25 protein-coding genes are annotated in these 26,804 nt (G+C 73.3%); 11 read left to right on the plus strand and 14 right to left on the minus strand.

The window, feature by feature from the left end; all coding sequences use genetic code 11:
• Nucleotides 1–83 precede the first annotated feature (83 nt).
• The 3 genes from ACGFYN_RS22210 (at nucleotide 84) to ACGFYN_RS22220 (ending at nucleotide 5,577) form a co-directional block, all read left to right on the plus strand.
• Complete coding sequence (locus tag ACGFYN_RS22210) at nucleotides 84–1,490, plus strand: SWIM zinc finger family protein (RefSeq protein WP_393867570.1); 1,407 nt, start codon at nucleotides 84–86, stop codon at nucleotides 1,488–1,490.
• Entirely contained in the window at nucleotides 1,487–4,147 is a 2,661-nt protein-coding gene (locus ACGFYN_RS22215) for a DUF6493 family protein (RefSeq protein ID WP_393867571.1), read from the plus strand. Before ACGFYN_RS22210 ends, ACGFYN_RS22215 begins: the two co-directional genes overlap by 4 nt.
• Nucleotides 4,148–4,302: 155 nt before the next feature.
• Nucleotides 4,303–5,577: a GNAT family N-acetyltransferase gene (locus ACGFYN_RS22220; protein WP_393867572.1), complete on the plus strand. Its 1,275-nt coding sequence runs from the start codon at nucleotides 4,303–4,305 to the stop codon at nucleotides 5,575–5,577.
• A 20-nt stretch (nucleotides 5,578–5,597) separates the two neighbouring features.
• Here the strand turns inward: ACGFYN_RS22220 and ACGFYN_RS22225 are convergent, their stop codons facing one another.
• Nucleotides 5,598–6,797: a trans-sulfuration enzyme family protein gene (locus ACGFYN_RS22225; RefSeq protein ID WP_393867573.1), complete on the minus strand. Its 1,200-nt coding sequence runs from the start codon at nucleotides 6,795–6,797 to the stop codon at nucleotides 5,598–5,600.
• 59 nt (nucleotides 6,798–6,856) lie between these two features.
• On the opposite strand from ACGFYN_RS22225, the gene ACGFYN_RS22230 reads away from it, so the two are divergent.
• Together ACGFYN_RS22230 and ACGFYN_RS22235 are read left to right on the plus strand one after the other, a co-directional pair.
• Nucleotides 6,857–7,348, plus strand: a complete 492-nt coding sequence (locus tag ACGFYN_RS22230) for an Lrp/AsnC family transcriptional regulator (RefSeq protein WP_393867574.1) — start codon at nucleotides 6,857–6,859, stop codon at nucleotides 7,346–7,348.
• Nucleotides 7,349–7,381: 33 nt separating this feature from the next.
• Nucleotides 7,382–9,073 (plus strand): DUF885 domain-containing protein, encoded by a 1,692-nt coding sequence (locus ACGFYN_RS22235; protein ID WP_393867575.1) that lies wholly within the window; start codon nucleotides 7,382–7,384, stop codon nucleotides 9,071–9,073.
• Nucleotides 9,074–9,085: 12 nt separating this feature from the next.
• Here the strand turns inward: ACGFYN_RS22235 and ACGFYN_RS22240 are convergent, their stop codons facing one another.
• The 3 genes from ACGFYN_RS22240 to ACGFYN_RS22250 form a co-directional block, all read right to left on the minus strand.
• Nucleotides 9,086–9,931 (minus strand): SDR family oxidoreductase, encoded by an 846-nt coding sequence (locus tag ACGFYN_RS22240; protein WP_393867576.1) that lies wholly within the window; start codon nucleotides 9,929–9,931, stop codon nucleotides 9,086–9,088.
• Between the two features lie 90 nt (nucleotides 9,932–10,021).
• Nucleotides 10,022–10,534, minus strand: coding sequence for an immunity 21 family protein (locus ACGFYN_RS22245; RefSeq protein WP_393867577.1), 513 nt, complete (start codon nucleotides 10,532–10,534; stop codon nucleotides 10,022–10,024).
• A gap of 47 nt (nucleotides 10,535–10,581) precedes the next feature.
• A complete protein-coding gene (locus tag ACGFYN_RS22250; protein WP_393867578.1) occupies nucleotides 10,582–11,058 on the minus strand; it encodes a rhodanese-like domain-containing protein in 477 nt (158 codons plus the stop codon).
• A gap of 94 nt (nucleotides 11,059–11,152) precedes the next feature.
• Here ACGFYN_RS22250 and ACGFYN_RS22255 point away from each other — a divergent pair, with 94 nt between their 5' ends.
• The gene (locus tag ACGFYN_RS22255; protein WP_384262051.1) at nucleotides 11,153–11,599 is read left to right on the plus strand and encodes an Lrp/AsnC family transcriptional regulator; all 447 of its coding nucleotides are present in this window, start codon (nucleotides 11,153–11,155) and stop codon (nucleotides 11,597–11,599) included.
• Between the two features lie 21 nt (nucleotides 11,600–11,620).
• Here ACGFYN_RS22255 and ACGFYN_RS22260 read toward each other — a convergent pair whose 3' ends face one another.
• From ACGFYN_RS22260 to ACGFYN_RS22285, 6 genes are all read right to left on the minus strand, one after another.
• Nucleotides 11,621–14,614 (minus strand): AAA family ATPase, encoded by a 2,994-nt coding sequence (locus tag ACGFYN_RS22260; RefSeq protein ID WP_393867579.1) that lies wholly within the window; start codon nucleotides 14,612–14,614, stop codon nucleotides 11,621–11,623.
• Nucleotides 14,611–15,774, minus strand: a complete 1,164-nt coding sequence (locus ACGFYN_RS22265; protein ID WP_393867580.1) for an exonuclease SbcCD subunit D — start codon at nucleotides 15,772–15,774, stop codon at nucleotides 14,611–14,613. The genes ACGFYN_RS22260 and ACGFYN_RS22265 overlap by 4 nt, the downstream gene beginning before the upstream one ends.
• 107 nt (nucleotides 15,775–15,881) lie before the next feature.
• Complete coding sequence (locus ACGFYN_RS22270; protein ID WP_393867581.1) at nucleotides 15,882–16,508, minus strand: YigZ family protein; 627 nt, start codon at nucleotides 16,506–16,508, stop codon at nucleotides 15,882–15,884.
• 25 nt (nucleotides 16,509–16,533) lie between these two features.
• Nucleotides 16,534–17,088: a SixA phosphatase family protein gene (locus tag ACGFYN_RS22275; RefSeq protein ID WP_393867582.1), complete on the minus strand. Its 555-nt coding sequence runs from the start codon at nucleotides 17,086–17,088 to the stop codon at nucleotides 16,534–16,536.
• Nucleotides 17,085–17,849 carry a hypothetical protein gene (locus ACGFYN_RS22280; protein WP_393867583.1) on the minus strand — a complete coding sequence of 255 codons (765 nt, stop codon included), beginning with the start codon at nucleotides 17,847–17,849 and terminating at the stop codon, nucleotides 17,085–17,087. The genes ACGFYN_RS22275 and ACGFYN_RS22280 overlap by 4 nt, the downstream gene beginning before the upstream one ends.
• Before the next feature lie 65 nt (nucleotides 17,850–17,914).
• Nucleotides 17,915–18,247: a DUF190 domain-containing protein gene (locus ACGFYN_RS22285; RefSeq protein WP_393867584.1), complete on the minus strand. Its 333-nt coding sequence runs from the start codon at nucleotides 18,245–18,247 to the stop codon at nucleotides 17,915–17,917.
• Between the two features lie 155 nt (nucleotides 18,248–18,402).
• On the opposite strand from ACGFYN_RS22285, the gene ACGFYN_RS22290 reads away from it, so the two are divergent.
• The 3 genes from ACGFYN_RS22290 (at nucleotide 18,403) to ACGFYN_RS22300 (ending at nucleotide 21,926) form a co-directional block, all read left to right on the plus strand.
• Entirely contained in the window at nucleotides 18,403–18,810 is a 408-nt protein-coding gene (locus ACGFYN_RS22290) for a CoA-binding protein (RefSeq protein WP_393867585.1), read from the plus strand.
• A 174-nt stretch (nucleotides 18,811–18,984) separates the two neighbouring features.
• Nucleotides 18,985–20,622 carry an APC family permease gene (locus ACGFYN_RS22295; RefSeq protein WP_393867586.1) on the plus strand — a complete coding sequence of 546 codons (1,638 nt, stop codon included), beginning with the start codon at nucleotides 18,985–18,987 and terminating at the stop codon, nucleotides 20,620–20,622.
• A gap of 83 nt (nucleotides 20,623–20,705) precedes the next feature.
• Entirely contained in the window at nucleotides 20,706–21,926 is a 1,221-nt protein-coding gene (locus ACGFYN_RS22300; protein ID WP_393867587.1) for a 4-hydroxybenzoate 3-monooxygenase, read from the plus strand.
• Nucleotides 21,927–21,941: 15 nt separating this feature from the next.
• Here the strand turns inward: ACGFYN_RS22300 and ACGFYN_RS22305 are convergent, their stop codons facing one another.
• The gene (locus ACGFYN_RS22305) at nucleotides 21,942–22,301 is read right to left on the minus strand and encodes an ArsR/SmtB family transcription factor (protein ID WP_393867588.1); all 360 of its coding nucleotides are present in this window, start codon (nucleotides 22,299–22,301) and stop codon (nucleotides 21,942–21,944) included.
• Between the two features lie 61 nt (nucleotides 22,302–22,362).
• Between ACGFYN_RS22305 and ACGFYN_RS22310 the strand changes: the two genes are divergently transcribed.
• Nucleotides 22,363–23,445, plus strand: a complete 1,083-nt coding sequence (locus ACGFYN_RS22310) for a cation diffusion facilitator family transporter (protein ID WP_393867589.1) — start codon at nucleotides 22,363–22,365, stop codon at nucleotides 23,443–23,445.
• A gap of 266 nt (nucleotides 23,446–23,711) precedes the next feature.
• On the opposite strand, the gene ACGFYN_RS22315 is transcribed toward ACGFYN_RS22310, so the two are convergent.
• Complete coding sequence (locus ACGFYN_RS22315; RefSeq protein WP_393867590.1) at nucleotides 23,712–24,266, minus strand: YbaK/EbsC family protein; 555 nt, start codon at nucleotides 24,264–24,266, stop codon at nucleotides 23,712–23,714.
• A gap of 33 nt (nucleotides 24,267–24,299) precedes the next feature.
• The gene (locus ACGFYN_RS22320; protein ID WP_393867591.1) at nucleotides 24,300–24,872 is read right to left on the minus strand and encodes a helix-turn-helix domain-containing protein; all 573 of its coding nucleotides are present in this window, start codon (nucleotides 24,870–24,872) and stop codon (nucleotides 24,300–24,302) included.
• 136 nt (nucleotides 24,873–25,008) lie between these two features.
• Between ACGFYN_RS22320 and ACGFYN_RS22325 the strand changes: the two genes are divergently transcribed.
• Entirely contained in the window at nucleotides 25,009–25,866 is an 858-nt protein-coding gene (locus ACGFYN_RS22325; protein ID WP_393867592.1) for an EamA family transporter, read from the plus strand.
• Between the two features lie 23 nt (nucleotides 25,867–25,889).
• Here the strand turns inward: ACGFYN_RS22325 and ACGFYN_RS22330 are convergent, their stop codons facing one another.
• Nucleotides 25,890–26,654, minus strand: coding sequence for an acyltransferase (locus ACGFYN_RS22330; protein ID WP_393867593.1), 765 nt, complete (start codon nucleotides 26,652–26,654; stop codon nucleotides 25,890–25,892).
• Nucleotides 26,655–26,804 lie beyond the last annotated feature (150 nt).

The raw sequence follows: 26,804 nt of genomic DNA on the forward strand, positions 1-26,804 counted from the left end.
TCGCGTACCCCCGAACTCGCCTGCCGGGCAGGCGTCTTCGCAGGTCGGAGCCGATTGTCAGTGGTCGCCTCTACGGTTTTTCCATGACGCGATCTTTGCAGGCCGTGGCCTATCGCCGACCCTCCGTGCTGGAGTCCTCGGCGGGTGAACGACGCCTGGGACTGGAGACCTCCCAGGGGGCGACGCCCATGGGCGTCAAGGACCATCCCCGTTTCTTCGCGGGCTTCCTGACGTCGCCTCAGGTAGCGTCCGCCGGGCTGCTCGCGGTGGCGGACGTGGCCGCCGCGCGCTACTACCAGCGGCAGCTGCGCGCCTCGCTCGACCCGGTGGTGACGGGCAACGGCGACCGGCTGCGCTTCGAGTCCTTCTCCGGCTGCTGCGGTGTGTACGCCCGCCTGGACGTGCTGGCGCCGGGTCTTGACGGCGGCGAGGTGGGGCACGGCACGACCAACGTCGACGTCAACAACCCTTTGCGCGAGGCGCTTTCACGGATCGGCTCCAACGATCCGCTCCATCTGCGCGTCGGACCGGAAGAGCTGGCCGTGACGACGCTGGACGGCCCGGTCGTGGAGAAGAAGGTGCCGCTTCCGGACCGGTGGCTGCGCGGTTTCGCGGAGGCTCAGGTGATCGCGGCGGGCTTCGATCTGCGGGCGGAACTGCCCGCGGCGGAGGCCGTGCGGTTCCTGCGCGCACTGCCGCGCGGCGGAGGGCGCGGCGCTTCGGCGGGCCCGCGGTGGGTGGTGCCCGCGGGCCGCACCCTGCGGCCGACCACCCGGCCCGTGCCCGGCGCGGTGTGCCTGCCCGGTCCGGAGCGGCTGATCGCCCTCCAGCGCGTGCTGCGCCACGCAACCGCCCTGCGGGTCTACGGCCCCGCGGTCGCCGGTGCCGCCTCCGCGGCCGGCGCCTGGGAGGCCGTCCTGCCCGGGATGCGGCTGACGCTCACGCTGTCGCCGGACGCCTCACGCGGGTTCTCCGGAGAGGGCGGCGTCCTCGACGCGCTCGTCACCGAGGAGGCGGCCGAGGACGCGGAGCTGATCTCGGTGCTCCTCGCCTGGGAGCCCCGCATCGACGTCGCCGGCCTGGCCGCCTCCTCGGGTCTGACGGCCGAGCGGGTCCGTGCGGCCCTGGTCCGGCTCGGCACCTCGGGGCGGGTCGGCTACGACACGGCGGAGGCGGCCTACTTCCACCGTGAACTGCCGTACGACGCCGAGCGCGTGGAGCGTCACAACCCGCGCCTGCGGGCGGCCCGGACGCTGGTGGAGGCGGGCGCGGTCGCCCTGGACGGCGCCATGGGGACGGTGACCGCGGACGACGGTCACGTGCACCGGGTGCGGGACGAGGCGGGGGTGCTCAGCTGCAGCTGTCTGTGGTGGGCGAAGTACCGGGGCGGGCGCGGACCGTGCAAGCACGCGCTGGCGGTGCGGATGGTGCGGCGGGGCGGCGCCGCGGTGGAGCAGGGCAGGACTCGGGTCGACGGGGGTGTGCGATGAGCGTGCTGGCGGATGCGGTAAGGGCGGGCCGGACGGCCGAGGTGGTGAGCCTGCTCGACGAGATGACGGATGCCGAACGACGTTCGGTGTTCGGTGAGTTGAAGACCGTGCGCAAGGAGCTGCGAGCAGCGCCCTGGGATGCCCACTCCCGCCGCGCCTATCCTCCGTTGTACGTTGCCGGGGTGGCGTGCCAGACGGGTGCCGCGGCCGTCGCGACCTGGATCGCGGCCGCCGACATGCGCTGGTCGCGGACGTCACCGGCGCTGCTGCTGCGCATCCTGGGCGACCGCGACCGGCAGTGGCTCGGCGACCTGACGCACCGGCTGGCGCAGCGTCCCGAGAGCGCCGGGGTGCCGTACGAGCTGATGGCCGGGCTGGTGCGTCTGTCGGGCTGCCCGGTGCCGACGACTGACGCGTACGTACGGGGCTGGCTGGGCCACGTCGCCGGAACCTGGCAGCGCGAGGAGACGGTCCTGGACCGGCTTCGGCAGGACCCGTATCTGCCGCAGCTCGTGGCCGCGCTCTTCGAGACAGACGACGTCGGCGGGTTCTTCGGATGGCTGGCCGGGGACGGCCCGAACAGCTGGTACGGCGCGCTGACGCAGCTCGCCGACGAGGGCACCCTGGACCGCCCGACGATGATCGGCGCCTGTGTGGCCCGGCTGCTGCGGGGCGGTTCCGCCGCCGATCAGCGGGCGTTCCTGCGCCTGTTGAAGGATCTGTCCCTCACTTCGGGTGAGCAGCGGGAGCGGACCGCTGACTGGCTGGCCCTCGCCTCCGACGCTGCCTCCCCGGTGGCCTCGCACGCCCAGTCGGTGCTCGGCACCCTCGCCCTTGCGGGCGAGCTGACGCCCCCGCAGCTGGCGGAGATGTCCGACGCGGTGCTGTTCCGTCCCGAGCGGAAGCTGGTGCGCGCCCAGCTCGTCCTGCTCGGGAAGGTCCTCGCCCGGGACGCCTCCGGTGCCCAGACGCTGTTGCCCGCCCTCGCGCAGGCCTTCGGACACGAGGACCCCGATGTGCAGGAGCGGGCGCTCAAGCTGGTGGAACGCCATCTGAAGAAGGCCGGTTCGTCGGATGTGCGGGCCGAACTGGCTGCCGCGGCGGGCCAGTTGCTCCCGGCGCTGCGCGCGCGGGCGGTCTCCACGCTCGGCGCCGAGCGGACGGCACCCGAGCCTGTGGCGTACGAGGAGGTGCTGCCTCCGGCCCCGCAGCCGGTCCGTGTGGCGCCCGCACCGCAGTCGGCGGCGGAGCTCGCCGAAGAGGTCAGTGCGCTGATGGCCGCGGAGGGGGACGTGGCCACGTTCGAGCGGGCGCTGGACGGTCTGGTGCGGCACGCCCACCGGGATCGGGGCACCCTGCTCGAGGCGCTGACCCCGGTGGTCGCCCGCCGCTGGTGGCACAGCGCGGACTCCGGGTACGTCCTGCACCCGGACGCCCACTTCAGCCGGGCCAACCGCGTCCACACCGCCGCGGACGGACTCGACCTCCTCCTCGCCACCCTCCAAGGACGCCTGCGCACCGCGACCCTTCTCGCGTCGGTCCAGCACGGGACCGCGGCCGATGCCTGCATCCACAGCCCGTTCCCCCGGGCCTTCGACGCCCGCCTGTGGGAGGTGGCGTACCGGCTGCGGACCGAGCCGCTGCCGTTCCTGCTGTCGACGCCCACCTGGAGCACCGGCCTGCTGGAGCCGGACGAACTGGTGGCCCGCCTGGACGAGTACCGGCGCCTGGGCGCGCGGGTCTCGGCGGCGGACTTCGCGCAGGCACTGCTGCGGGTGCGCCGCGCGGACCGGTCCGCGGCCGCGGCGGCCGCAGAGCGCGCGGCGGCGCTCGGTACGGCGGAAGGTGCGCGGCTCGCCCGGTGGCTGACCTACGAGGGCTCCGGTCTGCCGGCGGACCGGCGGCGCTCGTCGGGCGCCCGCATCCTGCTCGAACACGGTGAACTCCGGGAGATTCAGGAGGACTTCCCCGCGGAGTTCCGGCCGCTGGACGGGCCGGTGAGCGTGTTCAGGGAGCGCTGGTACTGCTACCACTGGGGCCTGGGCATGCGCGGTCACTGGCTGGCACTGCTGCCCGAGCGGCGTGAGCTGGTGGCGATGCGCATGCTGCGCGACGCATCCACCGCGGCCGTGGACGACGTGCGGGGCGCCGCCGCCTTCCTGCCCCTGCTGGCCGAGTCGGGCGGTGAGGCGGGCGAGGCCGTCCACCTGTGCCTGGCGTACGGTCTCGGTGCCCGGCAGCCGGAGGACCGGCTCGCCGCGGTGGACGCGCTGCTGACGCTGGCGGCGCGCGGGCAGCTCGACGGTGCCCGACTGGGCGCGGATCTGGGCCAGTTGATACGCCGCGGGGCGGTGAAGCCCCTCCGGCTCGCGGAGTCGGCCCGCACCGCGGCGGCCACGGGGGCGAACGCCACGATCTGGGGGATGCTGCGGCACACCCTGCCCGTGCTGCTGGCCGAGCTCGCGGTGGGCGGCACGGGCGCGTCGGCTCGCGGCCTCGGTGAACTGCTGGCGGTGGCCGCGGAGTGCGCCGAGCGTTCCGGGGCGCGGGGCGAACTGCCGCACCTGACGCAGACGGCGCAGCGCCGGGGCTCGTCCCGGCTGGTTTCGCAGGCCCGTCGACTGCGCAGCGCGCTGGCGCCGGAGCTCGCCGCCTGACCTCGTGCGGCCGGGCGCATTGTCCGCGCGCCCCACCGCACGACGCAACAGTCAAAATTTCCACAAAAGGAGCATTGAGATGCTTTACCCATCGGTCACAAAGCGTTCGTGATCACGCAACACCCTTCCTTCACAGTGGTTGCATGAGTCGAGACATGTCTGACGTGACGCGTGCGAAGCAGGGTCGTTCTGTGCGGACGGCGGTCCGGGACGCCAGGGAGGGGTTCCGGACGTGGTGGACACGCCGCCACGATCACGCACCCCCGTCGAGCGATACCGGCGCCCGGTCGCTGCCGCTGGAGCAGCAGGCCGGGCCGTCCGTGGAGCGTTCGCTGTGGCGGATGCGGACGACGGTGCAGGACGAACCGGGGTCGCTGGCCAGGCTGTGCACGGCGCTGGCCGGGCGGCAGGTCGACATCCTGAGCCTGCAGACGCATCCGCTGGGCGAGGGAACGGTGGACGAGTTCCTGCTGCGGGCTCCCGGTGAGCTCATGGCGGCCGAGCTCACCGAGGTGGTGTCGCTGGCCGGGGGCGCCGACACCTGGCTCGAGCGGGCCGACGCCCACGACCTGGTGGACGCGCCCACGCGGGTCCTGGGCCTGGCCGCGCGTACCGCCCTGGACTCGGCGGAACTGCCGCTCGCACTCCGGCAGTTGCTGGGCCGCTGCACCATCCGTCAGCTGCCGGCCGTGCCGGTCGGCGGCGGCCGGGCGGCACAGGGCGTGCCCGTCGAGGGAGCGCTGGAGGACACCGTCATGCGGCTGCGCGCGCCGGACGGCGGAGTGATCACCGTGGAGCGGCCGTATCTGACCTTCACGCCCACCGAGTTCGCCCGGGCGCGGGCGCTGGTGGAGCTGGACGCCCGGCTCGGGCCGCGCCTGCCGCACGGGCAGGACGTGCTGACGCTGCCCGAGGGCAACGAGATCACCGTGCGCCGGGCCGACGAGCGCGACCTGGAGGCCGCGAAGGCCATGCACGAGCGGTGCTCGTCGCGGACGCTCGGCCTGCGCTACCACGGGCCGGTCGGCGACGCGGCCCGCTACCTCAACCACTTGCTCAGCCCGCGTTTCGGCCGCACCTTGGCGGTGCAGACCGCCTCGGGGCGCATCGTCGGCCTCGGCCATCTGCTGTGGGACGGGGACGAGACGGAGGTCGCGCTGCTGATCGAGGACAAGTGGCAGCGCCGCGGCATCGGCGGTGAGCTGCTGGAGCGGCTGGTGTCGATGGCGGTCGAGGCGCGCTGCGAGAGCGTGTACGCCGTGACGCAGGCGTCCAACACCGGCATGGTGGGGGCGATGCGGGGCCTGGGGCTCCCCCTCGACTATCAGATCGAGGAGGGCACCCTGGTGATCACGGCCCGGCTGGACGAGTGCGCTGCGCGCGGAGAGCTGTCCGGTGCTGGCGAGTTCGGGCGGTCCGAAGCGCCGTAGGACTGCGGGTCGTCGGACGGCTACAGGCTCGCTGTGGCATGGCGCGCGGTTCCCCGCGCCCCTGCGGGGGCGCTCGCGCGTCCCAACGCCCCGTCCAGGTCCGTCCAGAGGTCCTCCACGTCCTCCAGGCCCACCGACAGCCGCAGCAGGCGGTCGCTGACGCCTGCGCCTCGGCGGTCGTCGGCGTCCACGATGCGGTGACTGATGGAGGCCGGGTGCTGGATGAGGGTGTCGACGCTGCCCAGGCTCACGGCCGGGGTGATCAGGCGGACGGCGGCGATGACCTCGTGCGGGTCGCCGGTCACCTCGAAGGCGATCATCGCGCCGCCGATGCGCGGGTAGTGGACGCGGGAGACACGGGGGTCGGCGGCGAGGCGGCGGGCGAGTTCGGCGGCGTTCGCGGAGGCCGCGCGCACCCGCACCGGAAGGGTCGCGAGGCCGCGCAGCAGCAGGTAGCCGGCGAGCGGGTGCAGGACGCCGCCGGTGGCGAACCGGACCTGCCGCAGCTGCCCGGCGAGCTCCTCGTCGCAGGCCACCACGCCCGCCATCACGTCCCCGTGCCCGCCGAGGTACTTGGTGGCGCTGTGCAGCACCAGCCGCGCCCCCTGTTCGGCCGGGCGCTGCAGCACCGGAGTGGCGAAGGTGTTGTCGGCGAGCAGCGGGACCGTGCCGCAGGCGTGGGCGACGGCCCGCAGGTCCAGTTCGGCGAGGGTCGGGTTGGCCGGCGTCTCGACCAGCACCAGGCCGGTGTCGGGGCGCAGCGTGTCCGTGATCCCTGCGGGGTCGGTCCAGGTCACCTCGGAGCCCAGCAGGCCGGCGGTCAGCAGATGGTCGCTGCAGCCGTACAGAGGGCGTACGGCGACGACGTGGCGCAGGCCCGCCGACGCCCGCACCAGCAGGACGGCGCTCAGCGCGGCCATGCCGCTGGCGAACGCCACGGCGGACTCGGTGCCCTCGAGGCGGGCCAGCGCGGTCTCGAAGCGGGCGACCGTCGGATTGCCGAGGCGTCCGTAGACGGGCGGACCCTCCGGCTCGGCACCGGTGGTGGCGAAGGCGTCGATCCGGGCGGCCTCGCCCCGGCTGTCGTACGACGGGTAGGTCGTCGACAGATCGATCGGCGGAGCGTGCAGTCCCTGCCGGGCGAGGTCGTCGCGGCCGGCATGGACGGCTTCGGTGGCCAGTGCTCTCGGCGAGCCGGGCAGTGCTCTCGTGGAGTCCATGAGCGCAGAATGAACAACCACCGGGCCTCGCGGGCCGGACACCGTGCTACGTTCGGCCGATGGCCGAATCTGTCGTACTGGATCCGGTGGACCTCGATCTGCTGCGGCTCCTGCAGAACGACGCCCGGACCACCTACCGCGACCTCGCCGCGCAGGTCGGCGTGGCGGCGTCGACCTGCCTGGACCGTGTGACGCGGCTGCGCCGCGCGGGCGTGATCCTCGGGCATCAGCTGCGGCTCGATCCGGCCAAGCTCGGGCGGGGTCTGGAGGCGCTGCTCTCGGTACAGGTCAGGCCGCACCGGCGGGAGCTGGTGGGGCCGTTCGTGGACCGGATCCGGGCGCTGCCGGAGTCCCGTACGGTCTTCCATCTCACCGGACCCGACGACTATCTCGTGCATGTCGCGGTGGCCGACATGGCTGATCTGCAGCGGCTGGTCCTGGACGGGTTCACCTCGCGGCGCGAAGTGGCGCGCGTGGAGACCCGGTTGATCTTCCAGCAGTGGGACTGCGGACCGCTGCTCCCGCCTTCGCCCTCGGCACAATCCACGTGACGTGCGGTGTCCCCTCGTATGAGGATGGACCGCATGTCACAGACCACGAACCCGCTGCCCCGAGAGGTCGCCGACGCCTACGTCGACGAGCTCATCGCCCTCGACCCGGTGACCGGCACGTACCTCGGCGTGAAGGAGAGTTCGAGCAGACTGCCCGATCTGTCTCCCGCGGGCCAGGAGGCGCAGGCGGAGCTGGCGCGGCGGACGCTGGCGCGCCTCGACGAGGCCGAGCGGCAGCCCGGCGCCGACAGTGACATCGAGCGCCGGTGCGGCCGTCTGCTGCGTGAGCGGCTGACCGCCGAACTCGCCGTGCACGAGGCCGAGGAGGGCCTGCGCGCGGTCGGCAACATGGCGACTCCCGCCCATTCGGTGCGCGACGTCTTCACCGTGACGCCGAACCAGTCCGACGAGGACTGGGCGGCGATCGCCGAGAGGCTGCGGGCGGTGCCCACGGCTCTGGCGGGCTACCGCGAGTCCCTCACGCTCGGCCTGGAGCGCAAGCTGTACGCGGCTCCGCGTCCGACGGCCACGTTCGTCGGGCAGCTCACCGAGTGGTCGGACACGAACGGCGAGGGCCGCGGCTGGTTCGAGGACTTCGCCTCGGCGGGCCCCGAGTCACTGCGGGCGGAGCTGGACGAGGCCGCCCGTACGGCGACCACGGCCCTGGTGGAGCTGCGCGACTGGATGCGCGACGTGTACGCGCCCGCCGTCGAGGGCGCGCCGAACACGGTGGGCCGCGAGCGGTACGCACGCTGGGCGCGCTACTTCAACGGCACGGACCTCGACCTGGACGAGGCGTACGCGTACGGCTGGTCCGAGTACCACCGGCTGCTCGGCGAGATGAGGCTGGAGGCCGAGAAGATCCTGCCCGGCGCTGCGACACCGTGGGTGGCGCTCGCCCGTCTCGACGAGCACGGCAAGCACATCGAGGGCGTCGACGAGGTCCGCGACTGGCTGCAGGGCCTGATGGACCAGGCGATCGACGAACTGGACGGCACGCACTTCGAACTCGCCGAGCGGGTGCGGAAGGTGGAGTCGTGCATCGCCCCGCCCGGCGGCGCGGCGACGCCGTACTACACGGCCCCCTCGGAGGACTTCTCCCGCCCCGGCCGTACATGGCTGCCGACGATGGGACAGACCCGTTTCCCGGTCTACGACCTCGTGTCGACCTGGTACCACGAGGGTGTTCCGGGGCATCACCTCCAGCTCGCGCAGTGGGCCCACGTCGCCGGGAACCTCTCCCGCTACCAGGCCACCCTCGGCGGCGTCAGCGCCAACGCAGAGGGCTGGGCGCTGTACGCGGAGCGGCTGATGGACGAGCTCGGCTATCTCACGGACGCGGAGCAGCGGCTCGGCTACCTCGACGCGCAGATGATGCGGGCGGCCCGGGTCATCGTCGACATCGGCATGCACCTGGAGCTGGAGATCCCGGCGGACTCGCCCTTCCACCCCGGCGAGCGCTGGACCCCTGAGCTCGCCCAGGAGTTCTTCGGTGCGCACAGCAGCCGCCCGGCGGACTTCGTGGAGAGCGAGCTGACCCGCTACCTCACCATCCCCGGCCAGGCGATCGGCTACAAGCTGGGCGAGCGCGCCTGGCTGCTGGGCCGCCAGAAGGCCCGCGAGCGCCACGGCGACGCGTTCGACCTCAAGGCCTGGCACATGGCGGCCCTGTCCCAGGGCTCGCTCGGCCTGGACGACCTGGTGGACGAGCTCGCCCAGCTCTGAGTCCGGACCGGCTCAGCGGCGGAAGCCGCCCTCCGAGTCGATCACCTGACCCGTGATCCAGTCCGCCTCGTCCGTGGCGAGCCACGCGATGAGGCGGGCCGGGTCGTCGGGCATCCCCCAGCGGCCCGCGGGGAAGTGGGCGGCGACCGCTGTGTGCGTCTCCCCGGTGGCGTAACCGGTGTCCACGGGGCCGGGGTTGACGGTGTTCACCGTGATCGCCTGTTCGGCGAGGGTGGTCGACAGGGAGCGGGTGATCGAGGCGAGGGCGCCCTTCTGGAGGGCGTAGGCGATCTCGTCGGGCATGCCGCCCGCGATGTCCTGGCCGGAGGTCATCATCACGACGCGTCCGCCGTGGGCGGGCGCGGGCAGCGCGGCGCGGTGCCGGGCGTAGGCCTGGACGAGGAGCAGCACCGAGCGGGTGTCGACGGCCCAGTGCGCGTCGAGCATCGCGGCGTCGATCGTGTCGAGGGTGCCGTCGCTGCCGCTGAGGGCGTGGTTGGCGACGAGGATGTCGAGCCGGCCGCCGAGCGCCGAGGCGGCCGTGGCGATGAGTTCGGCGGGCGCGGCCGGATCGCTCAAGTCACCCGGCCCTGCGGTGACTTGGGCGGTGGGGTCGCCGAGTGCCGCACGGACGGAAGCGGTCACGTCCTCGGTACGGTCGCCGCCCCAGGGCATGGCGGTGTCGTGCGGCACGTGATGGTGCAGATGGACGCTCGCGCCGTACGCGGCGAGCCGCCGGGCCACGGCATGTCCGATGCCGGCGCGTCTGCTCGCCCCGGTCACCAGGGCGGTACGGCCACGCAGGGGCAGCGGGTCGCGGCGAAGGTCTTCGGGTGCGGGACGCGGCAGCAGGGACATGGACGACCATGATGGAGATCGCCACACGGTCCCGCACGTGGTTTTCCGTACGGTACCGGCTTGTTCCCCCAGCCGTCCGTGGGCCAAGTGCTAAGGCAGCGGCCGCAGTTGTACGAGGCCCAGCCAGGTCTCCGGGCCCGGCCGGACGTTGGCCGCGCGCACCGAGTACCGGCCCGGTGCCAGTTGGACCCGGAGGCTGTCGGTGCGTTCCGTGTCGTTGCCGGGCCAGGACGAGTCGAACAGCAGGACCGGTCCCGGCACATCCCAGTGCACCTCATGACCCCACTCGGCCGTGGCGAGGGCGGCCGGTACGCCGGCGAGGAGTTCGTCCTCGGAATTCGCGGCCCACCACCGCACGAAGGTGCCGTGCTCCGGCAGGAAGGCGGTGGAGGCGGGCTCGTCGCCCAGGACCAGGGCGGCGGAGTCGCCGACCGGAAGCAGTCCTACGAAGCCGTCGACCTCACAGGCCCGGTCGTAGTCGGAGGCGTTCTCCTCGCCGTCGGCGCCCGCCCAGAAGGGCAGCACCGTCTCCGGCACCGCGATGAGCGGCCCGCCGCCCGACTCGACCCACTCCATCGCACCGGCTTCCGCGTATCGCACCATGGTGCGGAACGGTACACGTACCAGGAACTCACCACTCCGCTTTCATCTCAGCAGCCGCAGTCGTCCCCCGCCGCCGGCGCGGTCAACGGGTCCGGGGCGCGCCGCTCGCGCCCCTGCCAGGTCTCGAACTCGAAGCCCTCGCGCACCCAGTACTCGAAGCCGCCGAGCATCTCCTTGACCTGGTAGCCGAGTTCGGCGAGGGCGAGGGCCGCCCGGGTCGCGCCGTTGCAGCCGAGGCCCCAGCAGTACGTGACCACGGGCACGGACCTGTCGAGGAGTTGCCCGGCCTGCTCGGCGACGAGCGCGGTCGGCAGGTGCACCGCCCCGGGGACATGGCCCTGCTCCCAAGCCTCGGTCGAGCGGGAGTCCAGGACGACGAACCCGGGATCGCCGCCTGCCGCGAGCGCGGCGGCCACGTCGGACACGTCGGCGTGGAAGACGAGGCTCGCACGGAAGTAGGCGGCGGCCTCGGCCGGAGCGGCGGGGGCCGTGCGCAGAACGGGATTCACGGTGTCAGCGATCATGCGCAGAAATCTATGCCGGTCACGGGGCCGTCTGAAGCGACGATCCCCGGGCCTGCTCTTGATCGGCCGGGGATTCCCCTGCTATCCATCCTGGATGACCACGTTTTCCCCGGACGCCACCGACTGGCGCATCCTCGACGTCCTCCAGCGCGAGGGGCGCGCCAGCTTCGCCGAGCTGGCCCGCGCCGTCTCCATGTCGCCGAGCGCGGTGACCGAACGGGTGCGCCGCCTGGAGGAGGCGGGAGTCATCCAGGGGTACGCCGCCGTCGTCGACCCCGACCGGCTGGGCCTGCCGATCCTGGCGTTCGTGCGGCTGCGGTATCCGAACGGCAACTACAAGCCCTTCCACGACCTGGTCGCCGTGACGCCCGAGATCCTCGAGGCCCACCATGTGACGGGCGACGACTGCTTCGTCATCAAGGTCGCCGCGCGCACGATGCGCCATCTGGAAGAGGTGGCCGGCCGGATCGGCGCGCTGGGCTCGGTGACCACGAGCGTCGTCTACTCCTCCCCGCTGCCGCGGCGGCCGCTCGGCCACTGACGCGGGCGAGGGCCGACGGCCCTACCGGTTACCCCGCTGCCGCAGCACGGACCCGGATCTCCCCTTCACGACCTCCAGCTGGGCGTGGATGCGGCGTCTGAGGTCCGCCACGTGGCTGACGATGCCGACGCTGCGGTCCCGCTCGCGCAGGGAGTCGAGCACGTCGAGGACCTCGTCGAGAGTCTGTTCGTCGAGGCTGCCGAAGCCCTCGTCGATGAACAGGGTGTCCAGGCGGACCCCGCCGGCCTCGTCGGTGACGACGTCCGCGAGACCGAGGGCCAGCGCGAGCGAGGCGAAGAACGTCTCGCCGCCCGAGAGCGTCGCCGTGTCCCGCTCCCGTCCGGTCCACGCGTCGACGACGTGCAGCCCGAGACCGCTGCGGCCGCGTCCGGCCCGGTCGTCGGAGTGGACGAGGGTGTACCGGCCGGACGACATCCGCTGCAGCCGCACGGTCGCCGCCGCGGCCACCTGCTCCAGGCGGGCCGCCAGCACATACGACTCCAGGCGCATCTTGCGCTCGTTCTCCGCCGAGGTGCCCGCCGCGAGCGTGGCCAGCCGGGCCACCCGGTCGTACTCCTCGCGCAGTGGCGCGAGGCGCCGTACGCCCGCGGCCGACCGGACCGAGAGCCGGTCGAGTTCGCTGCACCGGCGGGCGGCCGCGTCGCGAGCGGAGGCGGCGTCGCGCAGCCGCTGCGCCGCGACGGCGGCGGTCCGTTCCGCCGCGGCGAGGTCGGCGGCCGGCTGCTGGGCGGCGGCCGCGGTGTCGGCCTCGGCGAGGACGGCCCGCACGGCGGCCTCCTCGGACTGCCAGGCGTCCAGGCGGTGCTGCAGCTCCCGGTGGGCGCTGGCGTCGAGAAGTGCGACGGCCGCGGCCTGCGGGGTCTCGAAGCCGGCGCGGAATGCCGCGTCGGAGAGCCGGGAGTCGGCGTCCTTCAGGCGCTGCGCGGTGTCCTCGGCCGCACGCGCGGTGTCGGCGCCCTCGGTGAGCAGCGCGGCCTGCCGCTCCAGCTGCGCGGCCCGCGCGGCGACGCTGACCGCCGTGCCGCGCGCCTGTGTCAACTCCTCCTCCAAGCCCGTCCGTTCACGGTCGAGCCGGTCGCGGTGGCCCACGCGGGACGCGGCTCGGACCGCCGCCTGCTGCCGTACCTCGGTCCGCCGCTCGTGCTCCTGCTCGGCCTGCCGCAGCTCCTCGTGCGCAGCGTGCAGGGCACCGGCGCCGGCCCGCGCCTGGCCGTACAGCCGCTCCAACTCCTCGATCTCTTCGGCGAGTCGGGCCGTAGGAGTGTCTCCCGCCTCCGCGGTGGCGGCGGCCAGGGCCTCCCGTACGACGCCGAGGCGGCGTTCCTCCTCGGCGCGCTGTTCGTCGGCGCGCTGGTAGGCGGCGAGGGCGCGTTCCTCCGCCTCGCGGTCGACGTGCCCGTCGACCTTGCGCGCGGGCGCGGGGTGCTCGGTAGCTCCGCAGACGGCGCACGGCTCGCCGTCGGCGAGGTTCGCGGCGAGCTCGGCCGCGATGCCGGTGAGCCGCTGTTCCTTGAGGTCGAGCCAGTGGGCGCGAGCCTCGGTGGCCCGTTCGCGGGCGGCCTGCACGCGCGCGTGGGCGTCCTCGGTGTCGCGTGCGAACGCGTCGCGCTGGCGGGCCGCGCCGAGCCTGCGCTGCGCGGGCTCGCGCTGCACACCGAGCTGTTCGGCCCTGGTCGCGGCCTCCTGCGCGGATTCGATACGGGTCTGCAGTCCGGAGCGGGTCGCCTCCCAGTCCGCGAGCCAGGCCTCGGCCTCCTGGAGCACGTCCTCGTCGGCGCGCTCCTGCCGGTCCAGGTCGGCGCGCTCCGCGACGAGCCGGGTCAGTCGCTGCTCGGCGCGGCGGGCGGACTCCAGGCCGCCCAGCTCCTCGGCACTGCGGCGTGCCGCGGTCGCGAGTCCGGCGGCGCCGGCGTCCGCGTAACTGCCGGGCAGCAGCGCACGCGCGCGTGCCTCGGCGGCGGCCGCCCGCCGGTGTTCGGCGTCCGCGGCCTCCCTCAGCTCCAGGGCGGGCGCGACCGCCTCGGCCTTGCGCGAACGCTCCATGCGGGCCTGCGCGTCCCGGTGCGCCCCGGCCCGGTCCTCCAGCCGGGCGGCGCGCTCCCTCGCCTCCGCGAACCGCCGCTGCAGGCGCGCCACTTCGCGTACGTCGTCCAGCGCCCGCTCGGCCGCCGCCTGCGCGGACTCGGTGGCGGTGAGCCGGCAGTGGGCGATGGTCAGCTGTTCGCGGGCGGTGCTGCGGGCGACGGCCGCGGCGGCGATGACGGCCTCGGCGAGACCCGGCTCCCCTGGTGTCAGCTCCGGCAGCTCCAGGGCGCCGTCCGCCGCCTGCTGCATGCGGTGGGCGTCGGCGAGCAGGGCGGCGTCCCCCTCGCGGACCTCGGCCTCGGCGGCGCGGCGGCGCTCGGCCAGGCGCTTCTCGACCTCGGCGAAGCGGTGGGTGTCGAAGAGGCGGCCGAGGAGCTTGCCGCGTGCCTCGGCGTCGGCGCGCAGGAAGCGCGCGAAGTCGCCCTGGGGCAACAGCACGACCTGGCAGAACTGCTCGCGGCTCATGCCGAGCAGCTGGGTGATCTCCTCTCCGATCTCCTGGTGCGAGCGGCTGAGGTCCTTCCAGGCGGCGGCAGTCGCGTCGTACTCGCGCAGCCAGCTCTGCGCCTTCTCCGTCGTCGTGCCCGAGCCGCGCTTCTTGGGGCGCTCCCAGGGCGGCTGCCGGGTGATCTCCAACCGGCGTCCGGCGACGGTCAGTTCGAGGGCCACTTCCGTGCGCGTGCCGGCCGCCGCGTGGTCGCTGCGCAGGGCCAGGCCCTGGCCGCTCTGGCGGGCGCCGGGGACGGAGCCGTAGAGCGCGAAGCACACGGCGTCCAGGACGGACGTCTTGCCGGCGCCGGTCGGTCCGTGGAGCAGGAAGAGCCCGGCCGCCGACAGCTCGCCGAAGTCGACGCTCTGGGAGCCGCCGAACGGCCCGAAGGCCGTGATGTCCAGCCGGTGCAGCCTCATCGCGCGACCTCCCGCACGGCCTCGTCGGCGCGCACCGCGTCGAACGCGTCCCGCAGCACGGCCTGTTCGCGCTCGTCGGGTCCGGCGCCGCGCACATGGGCGACGAAGTCCTCCGCGATCTCCTGCTCGCTGCGGTCCGCGAGCCGCCTGGCGTACGACACCTCGGGATCGTCCGGTGCCCGCTCGGGGTCGAAGACGAGGCTGAGCGTGTGCCGGAACCGCTCGGCGAGCCGGGCCATGGGGTCGGCCGGGCGGACCCGGTCGGTGAGCGTGGCCTCGACCCACGCCTCCTCGTGCCGGGTCAGCTCCGGATCGGCCAGCAGTTCCTCGAGGGGCCCGCGGATGCGGGCCAGTGCGCGCGGCACCGGGCAGTCGACGCGCTCGGCGGTGACGGAGCCGTCCGCGCCGAGGTCGACGAGCCACATGGTCTTGCGGTGGTCGGTCTCCGAGAAGGAGTACGGCAGCGGGGAGCCGGAGTAGCGCACGCGCCCGGTGATGGTCTGGCAGCCGTGCAGGTGGCCGAGTGCCGCGTAGTCCACGCCGTCGAAGACCCCGGCGGGTACGGAGGCGACCCCGCCGACGGTGATGTCCCGCTCGCTGTCGCTGGCCTCGCCGCCGGTGACGAAGGCGTGCGCGAGGACGACGGAGCGGGTGCCCGGCGCGCGGGTGGCGAGGTCGGCGCGGACCCGGTCCATGGCGGCGGCGAGCACCGCCTCATGTCCCGCCTTCTCCACGCCGAACTCGTCCTTGACCAGGGCGGGTTCGAGATACGGCAGTCCGTAGAAGGCCACGTCGCCGTGAGTGTCGGACAGCATCACCGGCGTCCCGCACGCCGACGGCTCGGTCCGCAGATGGATGCCCGCGCGTCCGATGAGGCCGGCGCCGACGCCGAGCCGGCGGGCCGAGTCGTGGTTCCCGGAGATCATCACCGTGGGCACGCCCAGGCCGGCCAGGCGGTGCAGCGCGTCGTCGTACAGCTCGACCGCGGCGAGCGGCGGGACCGCCCGGTCGTACACGTCCCCCGACACGACCACGGCGTCCACGCCGCGCTCGCGCACGGTCGTGACGAGGTGGCCGATGAACCCGGCCTGGGCGTCGAGCATGTTCACCCGGTGGAACGCCCGGCCGAGATGCCAGTCGGAAGTGTGCAGCAGCCTCATGATCCCCGACCCTAACGGCCGGGTCCGACAGCCCGGGCGGTTACTCCCGTATCGGCCCGTCATGAGGCGTCTCATACGGGTCCGTTACGCCCGTTTCATACGGAACGTCACACATCTCCGTAGGCTTCGCCGCCCAGTTCGAACCCGGCCGTCCCGGCGGTCGCGTCCGCGAGCCAGGAGCGGAAGGCGTCCACGTCGGCGTCCGGCAGGGCGATCTCGATGGTGACCGCCTCGGTGTAGCGCACCCCGCGCACCTCGCGCCCGGTCGAGCGCAGGTCGTTCTCCACCTTGCCGGCGCGCTGGTGGTCGACCGTCACCGTGGCGAGCCGGAACCGGCGGCGGGTGAGCGTGCCGATCCCGTCCAGGGCCTCGCCGACCGCGCCGCCGTAGGCCCGGATGAGGCCGCCCGCGCCGAGCTTGACCCCGCCGTAGTAGCGGGTGACGACGGCGACGACGTACCGCATGTCGCGGCGCAGCAGCATCTGGAGCATGGGGACGCCCGCGGTTCCGCCCGGTTCGCCGTCGTCGCTCGCCTTCTGCACCGAGGCGTCGGCGCCGATGACGTAGGCCCAGCAGTTGTGGGAGGCGTCCGCGTGCTCCTTGCGCACGCCGGCGACGAAGTCCTGGGCCTCCTGCTCGGTGGCCGCCGGCGCCAGGGCGCACAGGAAGCGGGAGCGGTTGACCTCGGTCTCGTGCACGCCCGCGTGGGCCACCGTGCGGTACTCGTCCTGCATCCGGCCAGCCTATGCGGCGCCCGTCCTACTTCTTCGCGTCGCCCTTCCTGCCCCGCGGCACGAGCATGTCCGTCAGAAGCGCGGTGCCCGGGTCGAGCATGTCCCAGGCGGGCCCGTGCCAGGCCAGTACCGCGATCGCCGAGGTCGGGAACTTCGCCCGCACCTCGTCCAGCGCGTCGTCGAGGTCGTCCCCGGCCAGGTCGAGGACGAGCTCCTCGAGGCCGGGGTTGTGGCCGACCAGGAGCAGCGTCTCGACCTCGGTGGACACCTCGCGCACGACGCCCAGCAGCTCGGTGGCGTCGGCGCCGTACAGCCGCGGGTCAAGGCGCACCGACGGCGGTGTGCCCCACTGGGCCGAGGCCAGCTCCCAGGTCTGCCGCGCGCGCACGGCGGTGGAGCACAGCGCAAGGTCCGGCAGGCAGTCGGCCTCGGCGAGGGCCCGTCCCGCGGCCGGCGCGTCCCGCAGACCGCGCGGCGCGAGCGGGCGGTCGTGGTCGGCGACGCCGACCGGCCAGGCCGACTTGGCGTGCCGGAGCACCACCAGGCGGCGCAGCGGGCCGGGTACCGCGCGCGCGATCACGCGGGGGATCCGATGTCGCGGGTGAGGTCGAGGCCGAGCAGCCGGTCGGCGTAGGCGTACGTCTCGAAGCGGGCGCCGTCGGGCAGTTCGGACTCCGTTTCGACCCAGGTCAGCACCTGGAGCACCGCGGGCACGTCCAAGTCGTCCTCCCAGGCGCCGCGAAGGCGCGTGCGCGCCTCCTCCGGGATCGGCCGCGACGGCCGCTGCGCCCAGGCGGCGACCGCACGGCGCCAGCGTACGAGGGTCGCCCGGGCCTCGGCGAGGGCGGCGGCGTCGAGCGTCACCGGCTCGGCGCGGCGCCGGGAGAGCAGGGCCAGGCGCAGGACGGCGGGGTCACCGCCCTCGGGGATGCCGGGTTCCGCCGCGTGCACGGGAGCGACGGCGATCCGCACGCCCTCGGGCGGCGCGTCGCCCTCCCCCACGACGTGCAGGACCTGCGCCTCGCCCAGCCCGGGACCCACGTCCCGCCTGTCCTCGAAGGGGCGGATGCCGAGGGCCGTCACCCCGGACCGCAGCTCGGCGTGTTCACTGCCGGCGTTCAGCACGCCCCACACCGGGGTGCCGCCGAGTTCCAGGGCACGCACGAGGACGTCGGCGACCAGCAGCACCCGCAGGGATCCGGTTCCGGAACCCGGGACATGGACTTCGACCCGGGTCAGCCCCCGGCGGGCCGGGGCGGCGTCGACGGAAGCGCCGGTTCGGGCGTCGATGATGCTCAGCACCCAGCGAGCGTAGGCGTGCACGCGCCCGTACGCAGGCATCCGGACCGAAATCAGGACACGGTGGCGGGATTCAACAACGCAAGTCAACAAGGAGTACGGGGGCGTCACGCACGCGCGCGTGGCGCGTGGACCCGTACCCGGTCGAGCACAGCGACCGCCGACGTCTCGCCGAGGACGTCCGCCACGTGCGGCAGGAAGTCCCGCAGCCGGGGCTCGTCGTCGACGATGACCACGGTGCACGGCCCCTTGGGCCCGTGGGAAGGCCGCTTGGGGTCGCCGGAGCCGAAACCGGTGACCCCGCGGAAGACGCTCGCCCCGGCCAGGCCCTCGCGGTGCGCCCGGTGGACGAGTTCGGCGTAGGCGGGCCGGTGGTGCCAGACGACGGCCGCGTCCAGGTGGATGGTCAGGCGTGCGGCGAGCATGTCGTGCGCGGGCATCGGGCACCCCCTGCCGGGCGGGACTGCCCAGAAGGTACTGCGCCACCGGCTCCCCGAACAGGCGTCAAGGACGCGCCGTGGCCGGGGAATCATCGTGTATCGCGAGCCGTTCACCCAACACGACGGCAGGTCCACGAGGCACAGGGAGGCCCAGGGTGTACGGCGACGAGGCAACGATCCGCAAGATCCTCACCGAGTCCGGCGACACCTGGGCCGTGGTGGGCCTGTCGTCGAACCGGCGGCGCGCCGCGTACGGCGTCGCCCAGGTGCTCCAGCGCTTCGGCAAGCGGATCGTGCCGGTCCACCCCAAGGCGGAGACGGCGCACGGCGAGCAGGGGTACGCCTCCCTCGCCGACATCCCCTTCGACGTGGACGTCGTCGACGTCTTCGTCAACGGCGAACTCGCCGGGCCGATCGCCGACGAGGCCGTCGCGAAAGGCGCCAAGGCGGTCTGGTTCCAGCTCGACGTGATCGACGAGGCGGCCTACGACCGCACGCGCGCGGCAGGCCTCGACATGGTGATGGACCGCTGCCCCGCGATCGAGATACCGCTCATGCGCTAGGGGTCACGGGCGGGTCTCCGCTTCGTACAGATCACCTGAAAGCCTGTTCAGGAACCTCCCAGGCGCTGGTCAAAACTTCACAACGGGTCTTCTGCTCGCCCCCCGCTGATTCCTAATCTGCGACGTCGCACTGACTGAAAGCACTTATTCAGAATGTGAGAGGTCGCTGAACATATGGTGAGCATCGAGCAGACCTCCGTGGAGGAGGCCAGAGGTCCGAGCGGCCTCAGGCGAGACGTCGGACTGATCGGCCTGATGTGGGCATCGGTCGGTTCGATCATCGGCTCCGGCTGGCTCTACGGCGCAGAGAAGGCGGTCGTGGCCGCCGGTCCCGCGGCGATCATCTCGTGGGTGATCGGCGCGGTGGCCATCGTCCTGCTGGCCCTCGTGCACGCCGAACTCGGCGGCATGTTCCCGGTCGCGGGCGGCACGGCGCGCTATCCGCACTACGCCTTCGGCGGCCTGGCCGGACTGTCCTTCGGCTGGTTCTCCTGGCTCCAGGCGGCGACCGTGGCGCCGATCGAGGTCGAGGCCATGATCGGCTACGCCGGTCACTGGAGCTGGGCGCAGGGCCTGCAGCACAAGGACCAGACACTGACACCCGCGGGTCTGGTCACCGCGGTCGTCCTCATGGCCGTCTTCGTCGCGGTCAACTTCTTCGGCGTCCGGGCCCTGGCGCACACCAACAGCGCCGCCACCTGGTGGAAGATCGCCGTCCCGCTGGGCGCGATCTTCGTCATCGCCATCGGCAACTTCCACCCGGCCAACTTCAGCTCCGAGGGCTTCGCCCCGTTCGGCGCCAAGGGCGTGCTGAGCGCGATCAGCGGCAGCGGCATCATCTTCGCCCTGCTGGGCTTCGAGCAGGCCATCCAGCTCGCGGGCGAGAGCCGCAACCCCAAGCGGGACCTGCCCCGGGCGACCCTCGGCTCGGTCGCGATCGGCGCGGTCATCTACGTCGCGCTCCAGGTCGTCTTCATCGCAGCGCTGCCGCACAGCACCTTCGCCAAGGGCTGGGCACACCTCGACTACCCCGGCATCAGCGGTCCCTGGGCGGGCCTCGCGACACTGGTCGGCCTGGGCTGGCTCGCCTTCATCCTCTACGCGGACGCCGTGATCTCCCCCGGCGGCACCGGCCTGATCTACACCACGGCCACCTCGCGCGTCTCCTACGGCCTCGCCAAGAACGGCTACGCCCCGAAGATCCTCGCCCGCACCGACCGCCGCGGCGTGCCGTGGTTCGGCCTGATCGTCTCCTTCGTGACCGGCGTGGTCTGCTTCCTGCCCTTCCCCAGCTGGCAGGAGCTGGTCGGCTTCATCACCTCGGCGAGCGTCCTGATGTACGCGGGCGCCCCGCTGGCATACGGCGTCTTCTCCCGGAACCTGCCGAACCACGAGCGCCCGTACCGGCTGCCCGCCGGCAGCGTCGTCGCCCCGCTGTCCTTCGTGGTGGCGAACCTGATCATCTACTGGTCCGGCTGGGACACCCTGTGGCGGCTCGGCATCGCGGTAGTCCTCGGCTATCTGCTCCTCGGCGGCTACGCCTGGTGGGCCAACGCCACGCACCAGCCCGACGCGCCACGGATGGACTTCAAGGCCGCCCAGTGGCTGCCCGTCTACCTGCTCGGCATGGGCGTCATCTCCGCGCAGGGCCAGTTCGGCGGCGCCGGCCACATCGCCCTGTGGTGGGACATCCTCGTCGTCGCCGCCTTCTCGCTGGTCATCTACTACTGGGCCCGGGCGACCGCCTCGCCCCCGGAGGAGATCGAGCGCAGCATCGAGGAGGTCGTGGTCACGGACGCGCCCGCGCACTGATCCGTCGTCCCCTCCCTCCCCGGAACGGCCCGTCGGCCACGGCTCCCCTGCCGCGGCTGACGGGCCACCGTCATAATGCTCGCGTGACGTCGACCACCTCTCAGCCCAACTTCCTTCCCGCGCACCGTTTTCCGGTGGTGATCGTGGGCGCGGGCCCCGCCGGTCTCACCATCGGCAACATCCTGCGGGCCGCCTCCGTCGACTGCCTGGTCCTGGAGATCGAGACGCGCGAGTTCATCGAGCGGCGGCCCCGGGCCGGCGTCATCGAGGAGTGGGCCGTACGCGGACTCCAGGAGCGCGGCCTTGCGGACAACCTGCTGGAGCGGGCGGAGTTGCACACCCAGTGCGAGTTCCGGGTCGGCGGGGAACGGCACCGCTTCTCCTACACCGAACTGACGGGGCATCACCACTTCGTCTATCCGCAGCCGTTGCTGGTGACGGATCTCGTGCGCGAGTACGCGGACGTGCGCGGCGGTGCGATCCGGTTCGGTGTGCGGGACGTCCAGCTGCACGGCCTGGACTCGGACCGGCCGACGGTGTCGTACACCGACCCCGAGAGCGGTCAACGAGAGCTCCTGCACTGTGAGTTCGTCATCGGCTGCGACGGGGCCCGCGGCGTGACCCGGGCCGCGCTGCCGCAGCACGCCCGCTTCGCCCGGCAGGACTACGGCGTCGGATGGCTCGCGCTGCTCGCCGAGGCGCCGCCGTCCAGCGACTGCGTGGTGTTCGGCATCCATCCGCGCGGTTTCGCCGGGCACATGCCGCGCAGCCCCGAGGTCACCCGCTACTACCTGGAGTGCCCGCCCGGCGACGACCCGGAGAGCTGGTCGCACGACCGGGTCTGGGCCGAGCTGCAGGAGCGGCTCGGCGCGCAGGACCGGCCGCCGCTCACGGAGGGGCGGCTGATCGAGAAGCGCGTCCTCGACATGCACAACTACGTGGTCGAACCGATGGTGTTCGGGCGGCTCTTCCTCGCCGGGGACGCAGCCCATCTCACCGCGCCCATCGCCGCGAAGGGCATGAACCTCGCCCTGCACGACGCCTTCCTGCTCGGCGACGGCCTCGTCGCCCACCTCACCAAGGGCGAGAGCGCCGGTCTGGAGACCTACTCGGCGACCTGTCTGGACCGCGTGTGGGACTACCAGGAGTTCTCGCAGTGGCTGTCGGAGGTGTACCACGGCACGTCGTCGGGCGACGCGTATCGGGCGGGCACGACGCTCGCCCGGCTGCGGCGCCTCTTCGAATCCCCGGCAGCGGCGGCCTCGTTCGCGGAGCAGTACCTCGGCAAGAGCTCCGCGTCCTGACGCTCGAGGACCGGCTCAGTCGTGCGGCGGGCGGTCGCTGAGCCGGTGGTCGGCGACCTTCAGCGCCTCGTCCACGAGCCGCCGCAGATGCCCGTCGCGCAGCGAGTAGACGACCCTGCGCCCTTCCTTGCGGGTGTTCACCAGACCCGCGAGCCGCAGCCGCGCCAGATGCTGGCTGACCGCGGGACGGGCCGCGCCGCAGGACTCCGTGAGCGTCGTGACGTCGGCCTCTCCCCTGGTCAGGGCGTGCAGCAGGGCGAGCCGGGTGCGGTCGCCGAGCAGGGCGAGGAGTTCGGCGGCGAGGGCGAACTGTTCCTCGCCCGGGGTGCGCGGATGCGCATCGTGCGCAGGTGACAGGTGCATGCGTGCGCTCATACGCACATAATGGCTTCGTGGGCCCGACACGTCCACTCCCGCGGCCCGGAAGGGGACCCACGTGAGCGACCGGCACCGCCACCACGAGCACCACGCACATCCGCACCGGCACGGCCACGACTCCCCCGGCGTCCGGCACCGCCTCGGCCACCTGCTCAGCCCGCACTCCCACGAGAGCGCCGACAAGCTGGACTCCGCCCTGGAGTCCTCGGCGCGTGGGATGCGTGCGCTGTGGGCCTCCCTCGCCGTCCTCGGCGTGACGGCGCTGGCGCAGGCCGCGGTGGTCGCCGTGTCCGGTTCGGTGGCGCTGCTCGGCGACACCGTGCACAACGCCGCGGACGCGCTGACCGCCGTACCGCTGGGCATCGCCTTCGTGCTCGGGCGGCGGGCGGCCACGCGGCGGTTCACCTACGGCTACGGGCGGGCGGAGGACCTCGCGGGGATCGCGATCGTGCTGACGATCGCCGCGTCGGCGGCGTTCGCGGCCTGGGCGGCGGTGGAGCGGCTGCTCGATCCGCGGCCCGTGGCGCACGTGCCGGCGGTGGCCGTGGCGGCGCTGGTGGGGTTCGCCGGGAACGAGTGGGTGGCCCGGTACCGGATCCGGGTGGGCCGGGACATCGGTTCGGCCGCGCTGGTCGCCGACGGGCTGCACGCCCGTACCGACGGGTTCACCTCGCTGGCCGTGCTGCTGGGGGCCGGCGGTTCCGCGCTCGGATGGCAACTCGCGGACCCGCTCGTGGGGTTGGCGATCACCGCGGCGATCGCGCTGGTGCTGCGGGACGCTGCGCGCGAGGTGTTCCGGCGCGTCATGGACGCCGTCGACCCGGCCCTGGTGGACCGGGCCGAGCGGGCGCTGCGCGAGGTTCCGGGCGTGCGCGAGGTCGGCGAGCTGCGGCTGCGCTGGATCGGGCACCGGCTGCGGGCCGAGGTCGCGGTGGTGGTCGACGGCGACGCGACCGTACGGGCCGCCCACGCGATCGCCGTCGAGGCCGAACACGCCCTGCTGCACGCGGTCCCGAAACTCACCGCGGCCCTGGTACACGCCGACCCCGCCCCGGCACCGGGCGAGGAGGACCCGCACCTGGCACTGGCCCACCACACGGGAGCCCGGCCGGCAGAACTCGGCCCCACGCCGCCGATCTGACACCGAAGCCGACAGCGGACCTTGCCCTACGCCCCCACCACACCCGGCACCCGGCACCCGGCACCCGGCACCCGGCCAGTGCGAGCCGCGCCGGGCGTCGGCGTATCCGCGACCGGCGCGGAAGGCGGCGCCCGGCCGCCGACCTGACGCCCGACGGAGGTGGCAGCGGACCTTGCCCGGCACCCGGCACCCGGCACCCGGCACCCGGCCAGTGCGAGCCGCGCCGGGCGTCGGCACATCCGTCGACGTGGCCCGTGCGGGAGGTTCTAGGCCCCCAGGCCCTCCAGCACCGCCGCGCCCGGCAGTTCCGCGAAGGCCTTGCCGGGGATCAGGAGTTTGCCGCGGCGGCGGCCGCTGCCGACCAGGACGTAGGGAAGGTCGACGACGGCCGAGTCGACCAGGATCGGCCAGCCGGACGGGAGGCCGATCGGGGTGATGCCGCCGTACTCCATGCCGGTCTCGCCCGTCGCCGTGTCCATGGAGGCGAACGAGGCCTTGCGGGCGCCGAGTTGGCGGCGGACGACGCCGTTGACGTCGACGCGGGTGGTGGAGAGCACGATGCACGCGGCCAGGGTCGTCTCGCCGCCCCGCTTGCCGGCCACCACCACGCAGTTCGCCGACCGGTCGAGCAGCTCCTGCCCGTAGTGCTCGACGAAGACAGCGGTGTCGGCCCACTGCGGGTCGGTGTCGACGTAGACGATCTGGTCCGCCGGGACGCTGCCCTTCCAGTTCCGTACGGCCTCGGCGACCGGGGCGGTCAGGTCGTCGAGGGCATCGGGGGCGGGGACGGCGGTGTCGAAGTGTCCGATGGGTGCGCGCATGGCCGCACGCTAACAGGGGCCCGGGGGTCCGTCTCAGCGCACCGGGGGTACCGAGACGGCCATGACCATCTCCATCGGTTCGCCGCCCTCGTTGCCGTAGGTGTGCGGGGAGTCCGCCTCGAAGGAGGCGCTCGACCCGGCCGGGATGCGGTGCTTCACGCCGTCGACGGTGAGCGTCAGTTCGCCCGCGAGGACGTGCACGAGCTCGACCGTGCCGGTGGGGTGCGGGTCGGACGGGCTGCTGTCGCCGGGCATCAGCCGCCAGTCCCACATCTCCAACGGGCCGGGGGCCTCGGTGCCCGCGAGCAGCCGGTTGAAGCTGCCGGCGTCGGTGCTCCACAGCCGGACCGCCTGGTCCGCGGGGACGATACGGACCTGGGGGCCCTGCTCGTAGTCGAGCAGGGTGGTGATGCTGACGCCCAGCGCGTCACCGATCTTGACGACCGTGCCGATGCTCGGGTTGGTGCGGGCCTGCTCGATCTGGATGAGCATGCCGCGGCTGACCCCGGCGCGGGCGGCGAGCGCGTCCAGGGTGAAGCCGCGGTCGTTGCGCCAGCGCTTGACGTTGCGCGCCAGGGACTGGGTCAGCAGGTCGAGGTCCGACACGTTCCGTCCAATGTCCGTATGTGGGGAGGTGAAGCAAGGAGGGAGCAAGGCCAGTATTTTAGATGACCGAGTTCACTTCGCTGCACTACCCTGTGCTGCACCCGATCGTTCACCGAACTGTACTGCGAGGCACCCCGTGACAGCACTCTTCGCCCTGGCCACCAGCCTGCTGTGGGGGCTGGCCGACTTCGGCGGTGGACTGCTGACCCGGCGCAGCCCGGCCCTCACCGTGGTCGTCGTCTCGCAGACCATCGCGGCGACGGTGCTCGGCGCGGTCGTGGTGGCGACGGGCGGCTGGAGCGAGGCGGGACCCCGGCTGTGGTTCGCCTTCGCGGCCGGTCTGGTGGGGCCGGTGGCGATGATCGCCTTCTACAAGGCGCTGGCCCGGGGTCCGATGGGCGTGGTCTCCCCGCTCGCCACGCTGAGCGTGGCCGTTCCGGTGAGCGTGGGCCTCTTTCTCGGCGAGCGGCCCGGCCTGATGCAGGTCGCCGGGATCGCCGTGGCCGTCACCGGCGTGGTGCTCGCGGGCGGCCCCCGGCTCGGGGGCGCCTCCGTGCAACGGCAGACCATCCTGCTCACGCTCGTCGCGGCGCTCGGTTTCGGCACGGTGTTCGCTCTGATCGCGGAGGCCTCCACGACCGTCACCGGCCTGTTCCTGGCGCTCTTCGTGCAGCGGGTGACGAACGTGGCCGCGGGTGGCATCGCCCTGTTCGCGTCCGTCAGGCGAGGCGCCGAGGCCCTCCCCGAGGGCGGCTTCCCCTGGGCCTCTCTGCCCGCACTCGGCTTCGTCGGTCTCGCGGACGTCGCGGCGAACGGCACCTACTCGGTCGCCGCCCAGCACGGCCCCGTCATGGTGGCGGCCGTACTCGCCTCGCTCTACCCGGTGGTGACCGCCCTCGCCGCCCGCGGTTTCCTGCGCGAACGCCTCCTCGGCATCCAGGCGGCGGGCGCGGGCCTCGCCCTGGTGGGCACGCTGCTGCTAGCGACGGGCTAGGGGGTGTCGGCGCCGGTCATGGACTAGGCGTCGGCGTCCAGTTCCGCCAGCCTCGACACCGTCTCCTCGTCCAACTCCGAGAGGGCAAGGAGCTGTTCGGGGGTGACGCCGTCCGGTATCGGGACCGGCGCCGGTGTCCTCAGCGGTGGCTGCCAGCCCTCAGCGGCGGTCCAGCGGCGGACGACGCGGGCCGGCGCCCCGGCCACCACGGCGTGGTCGGGCACGACACCCCGGACCACCGCGCCCGCGGCCACCACCACGTTCCGCCCGATCCGCGCGCCCGGCAGGATCACCGCGCCGGTACCGATCCAGCAGCCCGGCCCGATCTCCACCGGCTCCATCCGCGGCCACTGCTTGCCGATGGGTTCGTGCGGATCGTCGTAGGAATGGTTCGTGGACGTCACGTAGACGTACGGACCGAAGTAGCAGTCGCTGCCGATGGTCACCGACGTGTCGGCGATGACGTGGCTGCCGCGGCCGAGGACGACGCCGTCCCCGATGCGCAGGATCGGCTCCGTGCCGAGGTCGAGGTCGGGCATGAGGCCGGCGGTCAGCGTGACCTGCTCGGCGACGATGCAGTGCGAGCCGATGTGGATCCAGGGCTCCCCGAAGACCGTGCCGAGCGGGAAGGCCAGCCGGGTGTGGGCACCCAGCGCGCCGAAGCGGAAGCGCCCCGGACGCTCCGCGGTGACCGAGCCGGTGCGCTGCACCCAGGCCCAGCCCGCGTGGACGGCGCGCTGCGTGAGGCTTCGCCGCCAGGATGAGAACGTGTTCTTGCGCTTCGGCACCCGCACACCGTACTCAGCGCGAGGTGCACCGATGAGGTCCGCGCCCTGTGATCTTCACCCCACCGCGAGCCGCTCCATCGCGAGCACGCGCCGTCCGGGGCACGGATCACCCGTAGCGGATGAGGCGGCCGCGGCTCAGCTGTGGTGCCG

The sequence above is a fragment of the Streptomyces sp. NPDC048419 genome, assembly GCF_043200415.1.
Lineage (GTDB): Bacteria > Actinomycetota > Actinomycetes > Streptomycetales > Streptomycetaceae > Streptomyces.

What these genes read in the sequence shown, in the direction of transcription:
- ACGFYN_RS22210 (WP_393867570.1), top strand. Translation starts at nt 84, where the DNA reads ATGACGCGATCTTTGCAGGCCGTGGCCTATCGCCGACCCTCCGTGCTG.
- ACGFYN_RS22215 (WP_393867571.1), top strand. Translation starts at nt 1,487, where the DNA reads ATGAGCGTGCTGGCGGATGCGGTAAGGGCGGGCCGGACGGCCGAGGTG.
- ACGFYN_RS22220 (WP_393867572.1), top strand. Translation starts at nt 4,303, where the DNA reads ATGTCTGACGTGACGCGTGCGAAGCAGGGTCGTTCTGTGCGGACGGCG.
- ACGFYN_RS22225 (WP_393867573.1), bottom strand. Translation starts at nt 6,797, where the DNA reads ATGGACTCCACGAGAGCACTGCCCGGCTCGCCGAGAGCACTGGCCACC.
- ACGFYN_RS22230 (WP_393867574.1), top strand. Translation starts at nt 6,857, where the DNA reads ATGGCCGAATCTGTCGTACTGGATCCGGTGGACCTCGATCTGCTGCGG.
- ACGFYN_RS22235 (WP_393867575.1), top strand. Translation starts at nt 7,382, where the DNA reads ATGTCACAGACCACGAACCCGCTGCCCCGAGAGGTCGCCGACGCCTAC.
- ACGFYN_RS22240 (WP_393867576.1), bottom strand. Translation starts at nt 9,931, where the DNA reads ATGTCCCTGCTGCCGCGTCCCGCACCCGAAGACCTTCGCCGCGACCCG.
- ACGFYN_RS22245 (WP_393867577.1), bottom strand. Translation starts at nt 10,534, where the DNA reads ATGGTGCGATACGCGGAAGCCGGTGCGATGGAGTGGGTCGAGTCGGGC.
- ACGFYN_RS22250 (WP_393867578.1), bottom strand. Translation starts at nt 11,058, where the DNA reads ATGATCGCTGACACCGTGAATCCCGTTCTGCGCACGGCCCCCGCCGCT.
- ACGFYN_RS22255 (WP_384262051.1), top strand. Translation starts at nt 11,153, where the DNA reads ATGACCACGTTTTCCCCGGACGCCACCGACTGGCGCATCCTCGACGTC.
- ACGFYN_RS22260 (WP_393867579.1), bottom strand. Translation starts at nt 14,614, where the DNA reads ATGAGGCTGCACCGGCTGGACATCACGGCCTTCGGGCCGTTCGGCGGC.
- ACGFYN_RS22265 (WP_393867580.1), bottom strand. Translation starts at nt 15,774, where the DNA reads ATGAGGCTGCTGCACACTTCCGACTGGCATCTCGGCCGGGCGTTCCAC.
- ACGFYN_RS22270 (WP_393867581.1), bottom strand. Translation starts at nt 16,508, where the DNA reads ATGCAGGACGAGTACCGCACGGTGGCCCACGCGGGCGTGCACGAGACC.
- ACGFYN_RS22280 (WP_393867583.1), bottom strand. Translation starts at nt 17,849, where the DNA reads ATGCCTGCGTACGGGCGCGTGCACGCCTACGCTCGCTGGGTGCTGAGC.
- ACGFYN_RS22285 (WP_393867584.1), bottom strand. Translation starts at nt 18,247, where the DNA reads ATGCCCGCGCACGACATGCTCGCCGCACGCCTGACCATCCACCTGGAC.
- ACGFYN_RS22295 (WP_393867586.1), top strand. Translation starts at nt 18,985, where the DNA reads ATGGTGAGCATCGAGCAGACCTCCGTGGAGGAGGCCAGAGGTCCGAGC.
- ACGFYN_RS22305 (WP_393867588.1), bottom strand. Translation starts at nt 22,301, where the DNA reads ATGAGCGCACGCATGCACCTGTCACCTGCGCACGATGCGCATCCGCGC.
- ACGFYN_RS22315 (WP_393867590.1), bottom strand. Translation starts at nt 24,266, where the DNA reads ATGCGCGCACCCATCGGACACTTCGACACCGCCGTCCCCGCCCCCGAT.